At 45.2% G+C, this 10,613-nt stretch carries 11 protein-coding genes; 1 reads left to right on the top strand and 10 read right to left on the bottom strand.

The genetic code is table 11. The features are described 5' to 3' along the window. Positions 1–9: 9 nt before the first annotated feature. Together HMPREF2832_RS03975 and HMPREF2832_RS03980 are read right to left on the bottom strand one after the other, a co-directional pair. Positions 10–816, bottom strand: coding sequence for a dihydroorotate dehydrogenase electron transfer subunit (locus HMPREF2832_RS03975; protein ID WP_070505621.1), 807 nt, complete (start codon positions 814–816; stop codon positions 10–12). Between the two features lie 184 nt (positions 817–1,000). Next, positions 1,001–2,437: a DUF6688 domain-containing protein gene (locus HMPREF2832_RS03980; RefSeq protein ID WP_070505623.1), complete on the bottom strand. Its 1,437-nt coding sequence runs from the start codon at positions 2,435–2,437 to the stop codon at positions 1,001–1,003. A 243-nt stretch (positions 2,438–2,680) separates the two neighbouring features. Here HMPREF2832_RS03980 and HMPREF2832_RS03985 point away from each other — a divergent pair, with 243 nt between their 5' ends. Next, positions 2,681–3,589 (top strand): LysR family transcriptional regulator, encoded by a 909-nt coding sequence (locus tag HMPREF2832_RS03985; protein WP_049485765.1) that lies wholly within the window; start codon positions 2,681–2,683, stop codon positions 3,587–3,589. 36 nt (positions 3,590–3,625) lie between these two features. On the opposite strand, the gene HMPREF2832_RS03990 is transcribed toward HMPREF2832_RS03985, so the two are convergent. The 8 genes from HMPREF2832_RS03990 to HMPREF2832_RS04025 all read right to left on the bottom strand — a co-directional run bounded on the left by HMPREF2832_RS03990 (position 3,626) and on the right by HMPREF2832_RS04025 (position 10,505). Further along, positions 3,626–4,357, bottom strand: a complete 732-nt coding sequence (locus HMPREF2832_RS03990; RefSeq protein WP_070505624.1) for an NAD-dependent protein deacylase — start codon at positions 4,355–4,357, stop codon at positions 3,626–3,628. Next, positions 4,358–5,125, bottom strand: a complete 768-nt coding sequence (locus HMPREF2832_RS03995) for a hypothetical protein (protein ID WP_070505626.1) — start codon at positions 5,123–5,125, stop codon at positions 4,358–4,360. It abuts the gene before it with no gap. Next, complete coding sequence (gene deoD / locus HMPREF2832_RS04000) at positions 5,125–5,835, bottom strand: purine-nucleoside phosphorylase (protein ID WP_003007097.1); 711 nt, start codon at positions 5,833–5,835, stop codon at positions 5,125–5,127. The genes HMPREF2832_RS03995 and deoD overlap by 1 nt, the downstream gene beginning before the upstream one ends. A 143-nt stretch (positions 5,836–5,978) precedes the next feature. Then, positions 5,979–6,692 carry a type 1 glutamine amidotransferase gene (locus tag HMPREF2832_RS04005; RefSeq protein WP_070505931.1) on the bottom strand — a complete coding sequence of 238 codons (714 nt, stop codon included), beginning with the start codon at positions 6,690–6,692 and terminating at the stop codon, positions 5,979–5,981. Next, positions 6,689–7,921 (bottom strand): chloride channel protein, encoded by a 1,233-nt coding sequence (locus HMPREF2832_RS04010; protein WP_186823065.1) that lies wholly within the window; start codon positions 7,919–7,921, stop codon positions 6,689–6,691. Before HMPREF2832_RS04010 ends, HMPREF2832_RS04005 begins: the two co-directional genes overlap by 4 nt. A gap of 5 nt (positions 7,922–7,926) precedes the next feature. Then, on the bottom strand, positions 7,927–8,736 hold the full coding sequence (locus HMPREF2832_RS04015) for a purine-nucleoside phosphorylase (protein WP_031575771.1): 810 nt from the start codon (positions 8,734–8,736) through the stop codon (positions 7,927–7,929). 13 nt (positions 8,737–8,749) lie between these two features. Next, a complete protein-coding gene (locus tag HMPREF2832_RS04020; protein WP_031575768.1) occupies positions 8,750–9,292 on the bottom strand; it encodes a DUF1697 domain-containing protein in 543 nt (180 codons plus the stop codon). A gap of 1 nt (position 9,293) precedes the next feature. Continuing rightward, positions 9,294–10,505 (bottom strand): phosphopentomutase, encoded by a 1,212-nt coding sequence (locus HMPREF2832_RS04025; protein WP_003003757.1) that lies wholly within the window; start codon positions 10,503–10,505, stop codon positions 9,294–9,296. Positions 10,506–10,613: the final 108 nt, after the last annotated feature.

The following is a 10,613-nucleotide window of genomic DNA, read 5'->3' on the forward strand; positions in this document are numbered from 1 at the left end:
AAGGTCCTCCTACATCACAATCGTACCGGTTTCAAAGACCGGTCCGTCTTCACACACGCGCTTATTAGCTGCCTGACTTTCATTTTCCAGATGCACTACACAGGCATAGCAAGCACCCATCCCACAAGCCATACGCGATTCCATAGAAATATAGGCGCGAGGATGGTCATGGAATTTGGTATTGACATATTTGAGCATGCCAGGTGCTCCACAAGAATAGATAGCGTCAAACTCCTGGTCCATCGAATCAACAATTGTTGAGACATAGCCTTTAGTGCCATAAGTCCCATCGTCTGTCGTTACAGTGACATGAGCAACCTGAGAAAGCTCTTCTTCCAAAATGACGGCTTCTTTGGTCGCAAAGCCGACAACCACTTCAACTTCTACCCCTTGCTCATGGAGTTGTTTGGCCACTTGGACCAAAGGAGGAACACCGATACCGCCACCGATGATCAAGGCTTTCTGACCTTGGCCGAGATTGGTAAGATCAAAGCCATTTCCCTGTGGCCCCATGACGCTGAGTTTGCTACCGATTGGCAATTGGGAAAAGATAGCTGTCCCCCCACCTTCGATGCGGTAGATCAAGCGACACGTCTGTGTCTCAGGATCAATCTCAGAAATTGAAATCGGACGGCGAAGGAGCTTGGCCCCATCAGGGACGCGGATATGAAGGAATTGACCTGGCAGCATCTGCGCCACCATTTCCCCCTTCAAGATCATAGAATAGATGCGGGGTGCGATTTCTTCTTGAGCGACGAGCTCCATCTCTTCCATCATGATTCTGCCAAAGCGTTTTTTACAACTGTCACTGACCATTGATTTCCTCTTCTTTCTTCCAGCAAAAAAGACCTCGCAAAAGCAAGGCCCTACAAATGATCAGCTAGACTCCGTCTGCTGATCTTATTTCTGTCTTTCCTTGCAGGCCTCTCTGGACCTCTTAAAGGTTAAATTTGTCTCATTATATCGCGCTCCTTCTCGCTTGTCAAGTAAAATCAGTAACTCAGGAAACTTTACGGGGGTCAAAATCTTCTGGGATCGGTTTGATGTATTGCATGGCGATTCGGTTCTCAGGCTTGCGATCAACTAGATAAAGAACCAGTAAAAAGAGCCATTCCAAAGGTTTCATCAGGTAATAGATCAGGTCCATAGCCCATTTCTTCTTGATATGTTTGGCAAAGGGATAGCCATAACGGTCGTAATTGCGACGCAAGAAGCGATGGAATCGCGGCGCCTTTTCTTCTAGTACCTGTTCAAAGGCATTGGCGATACAGAGCTGGCGATTGACAACGACTGGATGACCGTGGCGGACGCCCATCCGCTGTGGCTTGACAACTTTTTCATGCCCACCAGCCGCAACCGTACAGAGATAGTGCTCATCAATGATGAGATTCTGAGGAGGGATCTTCTGTGAGAAGGCCCAGTCAGCTGTATTGGTCCAGGCCTTGATCATGGAATCCGGTTGTTGCCCAAAGAGCATGAGAATAAGGACAACAAGGGCAAGAGTCGGAAGGGCAACAAGGACCGCTAGCCATGGCCAGTTACGCGACTGATTTAAGAGCTGGTGGAACCATTGAAGCAGACGATTCTCATAGCTTATCTCTGTTCGATCTTCCTGCCACTCCTTGATGCGAACCCATAATAGATGGATGGAATAGATCAATAAGAAAAAGGTGTGAAAACTTGCTACCTGCAGTTGATTATCGAAAACTAAGAGAAGAACCACACCTCCTAGAATGCCACTGATGCAGAAGACATTTGCTAACGGCGAAAGTGAATTCGCATCCCGGTAGGAATAAATGATCAAGGCTAGTAAAGTAAGAGCTGCCAGTGTGAAGAAGGTCGGATAGGCGCCAGACCAGATCAAAGCATGCTTCTGAGAATTGATCAAACTCTCACTCCAATCGTAAAAGGTCATATCCTTGACGATGAAAATGAAAATCGCTTCGAGAAAGCAACCAAAGAGACCAAACCAAAGAACAATGGTAGGCTGTTGCTTTTTCTTTTTGACAGGCTTAGGATTAGGTGATTCCTGCTTTTCCTTCGTAAGAAATGCGTCATCTTCTCTTGTCCCTTCTCCTTCCTTTGCTCCTCTTTCCTCAAATAGATCCGGATCTTTGAGAGCTTCTTCCTCTGCTTCTTTGAACTGGAGGCTAGACCACCGACCAATCCCATAAATGATGACAAAAATATTGGGGACAAAGAGGGCCAGGGTCAAACCGTAGGGCAAGATCTTCATGGTAAAGGCAATGATCTCCCAAAAACTAAATTGGATAAATGGATCCGATAGAGCATAGATCGACTGACTAATGACCAAATAGATGTAAAAGGCCAATAGAATCAGAGCATTGGTCACAAAATTGATCTGTAACAGACCGGCTGTGAAATGGGATTCCAATTCCTTATCCTTTTTCTTATACCAGGACACTAGTTTTTTCATATGATCTCCTCAATCAATTTTTAACCATTCTATCAATCAGCTCACCCCTTAATCAAGGCAAAACTGTATTTTTCCATCAAAATCAGTCCCCAGATGGAGATTTTGTTTCCAATTTTCTATTTTTTAAATATTTGATCTAGCCTACTTCCTATTACCTCCCTCAGCCTGTCTTATTCTCTGATACAGTCCTTGAAAGACCACATTTTACGGGAAAAACGCGCTCTTTTATGTTAAAATAAAAGCATGAGAATACAACAATTACAATACATTATCAAAATCGTCGAAACCGGCTCTATGAATGAGGCCGCAAAACAACTCTTCATCACGCAACCTAGCCTTTCCAATGCTGTTAAGGACTTGGAAAATGAGATGGGGATTGAAATCTTTATCCGGAATCCTAAAGGGATCACTTTGACTCGTGATGGGATGGAATTCCTCTCTTATGCCCGCCAGGTGGTGGAGCAGATTGACCTCTTGTCCGAGCGCTATAAAAATCCTGTAGGCTCTCGTGAGCTTTTCAGTGTCTCTTCACAGCACTATGCCTTCGTGGTTGAGGCCTTTGTTTCTCTATTGAAGAAAAGCGACATGGAAAAATACGAGCTCTTCCTACGGGAGACGCGTACTTGGGAGATCATCGATGACGTCAAGAATTTCCGAAGCGAGGTTGGCGTACTCTTTTTGAATAGCTACAACCGAGATGTCCTCTCTAAGATGCTAGATGATAATCACCTGATTGCCACCCACCTCTTTACAGCACAACCTCATATCTTTGTCAGCAAGACCAATCCTCTTGCCAAGAAAGAGATCGTTCACTTGTCAGATCTGGAAGATTTCCCATACCTTAGCTATGACCAAGGGACCCACAACTCCTTCTACTTCTCAGAAGAGATCCTCTCTCAAGAGCATCATAAGAAATCCATCGTCGTCAGTGACCGGGCGACCCTCTTTAATCTCTTGATTGGTCTGGATGGCTACACCATTGCGACCGGGATTCTCAACAGCAATCTCAACGGGAATAACATCGTCTCCATTCCCCTTGATATCGAAGACCCGATCGAGCTGGTCTACATCAAACATGAAAAAACAGCCCTCTCAAAAATGGGAGAAAAATTCATCGAGTACTTGCTTGAGGAAGTGAAGTTTGAAAAATAAAAAATATCTGAGTGTTCATCTTCACTCAGATATTTTTTATTGTCTTAATTGTGAAAATACTTGGCCAATTTTTCCTTCGATAACTAGGTCTGCTTGCTTATCTTGTGGGATACTGGTTTTATTGATGACAACCAGCTTCTTCCCTCGGAAATACTGAATCAAACTGGCTGCTGGGTAGACCACAAGAGAGGTACCACCAATAATCAGCAAATCAGCCTCTTGGATGGCTTGGGCAGCTTGACTAAAGACGTCCATATCGAGAGGTTCCTCATAAAGAGTTACATCAGGCTTGACCACCTTGCCACAGTCCAGACAGTGTGGAACCGGGCCTTCCAAAGCTAAAAAAGCTTCCAAATCATAAAAACGCTGGCAACCCGTACAGTAATTGCGATCAGCACTACCATGGAGCTTCAAAACGTTTTTAGAACCAGCCATTTCATGGAGACTGTCAATATTTTGCGTCACCACTGCCATGAGCTTACCAGTCTCTTCCAGCCAAGCCAGATACCGATGGGCAGCATTGGGCTTGGCATCAGGGTAGAGCAAGTACTTCTTGTAAAAGTCGAAAAAGTCCTCAGGATAGCGCTCAAACATGGTATGGGAGACCAATTGCTCAGCTGTCAAATGCCGCCCCACCTGAACACTATAGACACCGTCTGAACTTCGAAAATCTGGAATATTTGACTCCGTGGAAACTCCTGCCCCTCCGAAAAACACGATCCGTTGACTCTGATCAATCATCTCCTGTAGTTGAGCAATCTTATCCATCTACTTCTCCTTTAGTAGCTCTTCCATGACAGCATTGGCCTGATCAAAATAAAAGTTAACTTGATCATAATGGATGCCTGTGTAGCTTGCAAGGTCAATCAAATTCTTCATAAAATCCTGAGAAGAGAAACCCGTCGTCCAATGGAGCTCTTCCTCATCAAAGGGCTTGATCAAGTGGGCCAGGGGGTTGCGAACTGATTTTTCTAACTCCCGCAATTGCTGGGCCGCAACTTTGACGGTATCTGGCAAATCCAACTGCACAATCAACTCCGTCAAACTGGACGAATTGACCACACTTTCACTGTGAAATTGCTGCAGGATAGGGTTTTCTGACGCATGCAGGCTCTCAAACTTCCAACGGTCATAACTGGATTCTTTGGAGTTATGAATATAGTTGGTAATATCAGGAATTTTCAACTGAATCAATCGCATAAAGATCCGATAGATGGCTGGGCTGACGGCACGAACAAAGTCAATAATCTGCTCATTTCGCAACTTCGCCTCTAAGTCATAGAGGTAGTTAGCCAACTGCTCATCTTCTGGATCTTCATGCCAAAAAAGCTGAAAACCAGTCGCCTCTAGCAACTCGGTTCTCAACTTTTGATTCATGACGGGTTGGATATTAAGCTCACGACGCTCCGCCATTAACTGCAGTAAGCTCACCAACAAATCCGGTACTTCTTCCTGCTGCTTGATAGAGCGCAGAGCCCGGCTGTAGTGATAATTTTGGAGATCGTAGAGCCATTCATCATGAAAGAATTTTGCCATTAGTCTGCAATCAAAGTCTCAAGACCAACTTTCATCATGTCTGTGAAAGTATTTTGACGTTCTTCAGCAGTTGTGTCCTCATCAGGATTAACCAAACTGTCTGAAATAGTCATGATAGCAAGCGCATCCACATGGTGTTGAGCAGCAAGATAGTAAAGAGCTGCTGCTTCCATTTCTACAGCTTTCACACCCCATTTACCAAGCTCGATGTTCTTTTCACCATAGTTTGAATAGAAGACATCTGATGACAAGACATTGCCGACGTGAGTGGTCATACCAAGATCTTTGGCAATATGGTAAGCCTTGTCTAAAAGATCAAAGCTAGCGATTTGTGGGAAATCGTATTGAGGCCAGTCGTTGCGGATGATGTTTGAGTTGGTTGCGGCAGCTTGCGCCAAGACCAATTCACGAACATGGACATCCTCGTTCAAAGAACCAGCCGTTCCCACACGGATCAATTTCTTCACACCGTAGTCGACAATCAATTCACGCGCATAGATGGAGATGGATGGCATCCCCATTCCAGTTCCCATGACAGATACACGGTGACCTTTATAAGTTCCTGTGTAACCAAACATGTTACGAACTTCGTTGAAGCAAACAGCGTCTTCAAGGAAGTTCTCAGCGATAAATTTCGCACGAAGAGGATCCCCAGGAAGAAGAATTTTATCAGCAATTTCACCCTGCTTAGCAGCAATATGGATAGACATAGTTTATGATACAAAGAGCGACCAGAAAGCGACTGAAAATTAGGAATCTGACGAGAAATCCTGATTTCTCAGTCAGATTATCTATTTTCCGAGCTTTCCGCTCGTGTTCAAATCAGAACACATGCTCTACCTTTCTTTTTTATTTATTTTGTTAATGAATCCAAAAACTCAAAAAGTTTGGCATTCATTTCTCGATAATCGTAAGCACGAATGGCTTCAGGTTTTTGAACAAAGGTCAATTTTTGACTTTGTTCTTCTATAACCTCTTCACCGTCCGCAGCAATCAAGAGATCAACTGCTTCTGGATCAAATTCCAAGTGGGCTTGGAAGGCATAATGTTTAGGACTGAAGCGAATCATCTGACGTGGACACCCTTGACTGGTCGCAAGAACAACAGCATCTTCTGTCAATCCTGGCATATCACCATGCCAGTGACCAGTTTCAAGAGTTTCTCCAAACTCACCGACATGCGGATCTGTGAGTCCTTCAGGCGTCAAGGTCACAGGATAAACCCCAATCTCACGTTCCGGACTGTGCTCATACTTCGCGCCATAAGCAACAGACAGGAGCTGGGCACCAAGACAGACCCCAACAATATAACGATCAGCCTTGATGGCTTTTTGAATCAGGTCGATCTCTGCCTGAGGATCGTAGTATGGAAAAGCTTCTCGATCTTCATCTGGCGATTGAGGTCCTCCCATTACGATCAAAAAATCAATCTCATCCACTGTATCAGGTAATGCTTCGTTCTCATAGACTTTGGTCGTGGTCACTTGATGACCACGCTCCTGTGCCCATTTTAGATAAGCGCCCGGCACTTCAAAAGTTTCATGCAGTACAAAATGTACCTTCATCATTTCTTCTCCCATCTCTTTCGAATCACGTAAGACACACCTGTTGCAAGTACAAGCGGGATTGTCAAACTTAAAGACTGCCCTGTAAATCCAAGGCTCAGGGCAATAGCTGTCAAAGGAGCTTGTAGGGTCGTTCCTAAAAAGACGGTCGCACCAAGTAGCATCCCGAGAGCAGGATCTAAATGAATGCCAACGACTGTCATCAATAAAGTCACTAAGTAGCCAGACCCTATTCCTAAGGCAAATGATGGCGTCAAGGTTCCCCCATAGGCACCATTACGCAAGAGGAGATAGACTAAAAGCCCCTTCACTGCAAGAGTCAATGGAAGATAGGGAATCGACTGACTAGACAACAAGATCTGGGCCAGTACCTGGCCATTTCCCATAAAGATTGGGAAAAAGACTGCCAGGCTCCCCAGCACAAGAAAGGCTAGAGGAAGAGCCCAAAGAATTGTTCCATCCTTCCGTCGTTTGCGACCTGCGCGTTTAGCTAAAGATCGAAAGCCTAGCGCAAATGGAGTAACCAATAAAGCAATCAGAATCGCCTGCAAGAAACTGCTAGCTGACCAATGGACTAGTGACATGTGATAAATAGAACCGTGCCAAACGATTGGCTGGGCCACCCAAGTCGCCAAATAAGTACTGGACAAAACCAGCAGAAGGTTCTGCCAACTGTAGGCGAGTCCTAAGGTCTCAAAGACGAACAAGCCACTAGCAAAGGGAACCTGATAGACTGCGGCCAATCCAGCTCCTGCCCCACAGGCGATTAAAATTTTTCGCTCTTTGATTGCCAAGGAGAAGGCTTTGCCCAATCGACCAGCTAGAAGAGTCCCGACCTCTCGTGGGGCTCCTTCTTTTCCGACCGATGCACCTGCCCCAACAATCGCAACCTGCATCCCTGCATGAAGGAGGTGGGCTAAGAACGCTGGCTCCCTATCTCCAGCTAGGTCAATTTGCCTACGAATGGAGAGAATTTTATAGCGCCGTTGCAGAATATACCAGAAACCTGCTGCCAAGACCCCTGTCACACCTAGGACAAGGAATCTACGGAAACCTCCAGCGTGATGAAAATGCTGAAGTAAGTCCCCCTTATCTTGGCCAAAGGCCAGTCCTTGCACACCTTCTAGTAGATAATGACAGGCAATTCCGACCAGACCCGTTCCTATTCCCAATGATAGAGTGGCTAGAAGCAACCTCAGTCCGTAAAGCAGGCTTTGGAGTCTTGCTTTCATAGTTCTTACAATTCAGCAAGAATCGCTTTCAGCAAGCCTTTGAAGTCGTCTTTGACGCGCTCCGTCACTTCCACTACTTCTTCGTGGTTAAGCTCTTCTTGGAAACCAGCCGCAAAGTTGGTAATACATGAAATACCAAGAACTTTCAAACCAGAGTGAGCCGCAATGATGACTTCAGGAACCGTTGACATACCAACAGCATCTGCACCAAGAGTCTTAAACGCACGGATTTCAGCTGGAGTTTCATAAGTAGGACCTGTCACACCGATATAAACCCCATCATCTAGTTTAATGCCCAATTTGTCAGCTACTTTATGAGCAGTCTCGCGGTATTCAGGAGTGTAAGCTTTCGACATATCAGGGAAACGTGGACCAAAGCCATCCAAGTTTTCACCGATCAATGGGTTTTGACCAGTCATGTTGATATGGTCAGTAATAGCCATCAAGGTACCAGGACCAAAGCCAATACCTCCAGCAGCGTTGGTGACAAGAACCCCTTCACATCCCAACACTTTCATGACACGAACTGGGAAAGTCACCACTTCCAATGGGTTTCCTTCGTAGAAGTGGAAACGACCTTGAAGAGCTAAGACTTTACGTCCAGCAAGATCACCATAAACCAATTTACCAGCGTGGCCAACAACTGTCGAACGACCCCAGTTTGGAATCTCAGAGTAGTCTACTACAACTGGATTTTCGATTTCTTCAGCCAGTTCACCCAAACCTGAGCCAAGGATCAAGCCAAACTCAGGCGCTTCCATTCCTTTGCCCTTCAAGAAAGCAGCTGTTTCATTGATTTTTGCTAACAATGTCATTGTGTATCTCCTTTTATTTCTTAAGTAATGTACCAATTTTGTCAAATGTATTGGCATTGCGAATGGTCAAAAGACGGTAATCCGGCATCTTGAGGACTTGTCTGTGGTAAGCGGTCTTTGTATAGGTCTCTTCTGAGTATTTGCCCCAGTATATCCCTAGATTCCCACGATGGATGATTTCATCACCGAGCGAAAAAGAAGAGACCAGCTCCCAGACAGCATCCTGATCGAGGCCTTCTGTGTAAAAGAGAACATCCTTGCGGGCCAGATCCTCCTGCCACCAGGCTGGTAGAGCAGCGAGTTCTTGCGCATAGTCCTCAGCTGAAAAGAGAGAAAAAGACTGGATAAAGGGGTAGTGATCACAAAAGAAATGTCCCAGCAAATCCACCAATTCTGCTTTAGAACCAGCAGATTCAAAGAAGATATTGCCACTATTGATGTAGGTCTCTACCCCATCCAGCCCGATCGTTTGAAGCTCTTCTCGAAGTTCTGCCATCACGACCTTGTTTTTGCCGCCAACATTGATCCCTCTTACGAGGAGAGCGAAGCGTGTCATCTTAGTTCAATTTGTCTAAGAAGCTTTCACCGATCATGGCTTTTTCAACACCAAAGTTCTCTGCAATCGTTGCAGAGATATCAGAGAAATGACCGACTGGAATCACACCATTGCCCTTGAAGGATGGGCTATAAGCCAAGAATGGGATGTATTCACGCGTATGGTCTGTACCAGCATAGGTTGGGTCATTCCCGTGGTCTGCAGTGATCATCAAGAGGTCATCTTCACGCATCGCTGCAATGATTTCTGGCAAGCGTTCGTCAAATTCGTGCAAGCAATCGCGGTAGCCGTGAGCATTGCGACGGTGACCGTAAAGAGCATCAAAGTCTACCAAGTTGGTAAATGAGAACCCTTCTTGGAATTCAGGAAGCCCCATGGTCTTAATCAAGGTATCCATACCATGGCTGTTTGATTTGTTGTGGCCCATATCGTGGTTGATACCAGCTCCGTTGAAGATATCGTTGATCTTACCAACTGCATAAGTATCGATACCTGCTTCGTTCAACTTGTCCAAAACAGTTGGCGCAAATGGTGAAACAGCCAAGTCACGACGGTTGGCTGTCCGTGTGAAGTTTCCAGGTTCCCCAACATAAGGACGCGCAATGATTCGACCAAGAAGAGCTGGACGTTCCAAAGTGATGGAACGAGCGTATTCACAGATACGGTACAACTCATCCAAAGGAATGATATCTTCGTGAGCCGCAATTTGAAGCACAGGGTCTGCTGATGTATAAATGATCAACTCACCAGTTTCCATTTGACGTGGTCCAAAATCATCGATGACCGCTGTACCAGAATAAGGTTTGTTGGCTTCACGGATGACCTTACGTCCTGAGAATTCTTCAATTTTAGTCAAAATTTCTTCAGGGAAACCATTCCAGAAGGTATCAAAAGGTTCTGTAATGTTGAGCCCCATGATTTCCCAGTGACCAGTCATGGTGTCTTTCCCAAGAGAAACTTCTTGCAATTTTGTCGCATAACCAGTTGGGTTGCTTTCAGCTGGCACAGTCTTCAATGGTACTTCACGAGGAATATTTCCAAGACCGATTTTGGCCATGTTTGGTACATTCAAACCGACGGTTTTAGAGATGTGGCCCAAAGTATCAGATGCTCCATCTGGAACACCTGCATTGACAAAGTTATTGGCATCTGGTGCAGCACCGATCCCAACTGAATCAAGCACAACTAAGTGCATGCGTTTAAATTTTGACATATACTGCCTCTTTCCTTTATTAAACAAGCTATATTATACCATATCCCTATAAGAAGAGAGCCGTTGTTTGATTCGAGGCTGGGACAAAAGTCCTAGCCTCTCAATTAT

The organism is Streptococcus sp. HMSC073D05, assembly GCF_001812015.1.
Classification (GTDB): Bacteria; Bacillota; Bacilli; order Lactobacillales; family Streptococcaceae; genus Streptococcus; species Streptococcus parasanguinis_D.

What these genes read in the sequence shown, in the direction of transcription:
- HMPREF2832_RS04015 (WP_031575771.1), bottom strand. Translation starts at nt 8,736, where the DNA reads ATGACATTGTTAGCAAAAATCAATGAAACAGCTGCTTTCTTGAAGGGC.
- HMPREF2832_RS03975 (WP_070505621.1), bottom strand. Translation starts at nt 816, where the DNA reads ATGGTCAGTGACAGTTGTAAAAAACGCTTTGGCAGAATCATGATGGAA.
- HMPREF2832_RS03995 (WP_070505626.1), bottom strand. Translation starts at nt 5,125, where the DNA reads ATGGCAAAATTCTTTCATGATGAATGGCTCTACGATCTCCAAAATTAT.
- HMPREF2832_RS04005 (WP_070505931.1), bottom strand. Translation starts at nt 6,692, where the DNA reads ATGATGAAGGTACATTTTGTACTGCATGAAACTTTTGAAGTGCCGGGC.
- HMPREF2832_RS04010 (WP_186823065.1), bottom strand. Translation starts at nt 7,921, where the DNA reads ATGAAAGCAAGACTCCAAAGCCTGCTTTACGGACTGAGGTTGCTTCTA.
- HMPREF2832_RS04020 (WP_031575768.1), bottom strand. Translation starts at nt 9,292, where the DNA reads ATGACACGCTTCGCTCTCCTCGTAAGAGGGATCAATGTTGGCGGCAAA.
- HMPREF2832_RS04025 (WP_003003757.1), bottom strand. Translation starts at nt 10,505, where the DNA reads ATGTCAAAATTTAAACGCATGCACTTAGTTGTGCTTGATTCAGTTGGG.
- HMPREF2832_RS03985 (WP_049485765.1), top strand. Translation starts at nt 2,681, where the DNA reads ATGAGAATACAACAATTACAATACATTATCAAAATCGTCGAAACCGGC.
- HMPREF2832_RS03980 (WP_070505623.1), bottom strand. Translation starts at nt 2,437, where the DNA reads ATGAAAAAACTAGTGTCCTGGTATAAGAAAAAGGATAAGGAATTGGAA.
- HMPREF2832_RS03990 (WP_070505624.1), bottom strand. Translation starts at nt 4,357, where the DNA reads ATGGATAAGATTGCTCAACTACAGGAGATGATTGATCAGAGTCAACGG.
- deoD (WP_003007097.1), bottom strand. Translation starts at nt 5,835, where the DNA reads ATGTCTATCCATATTGCTGCTAAGCAGGGTGAAATTGCTGATAAAATT.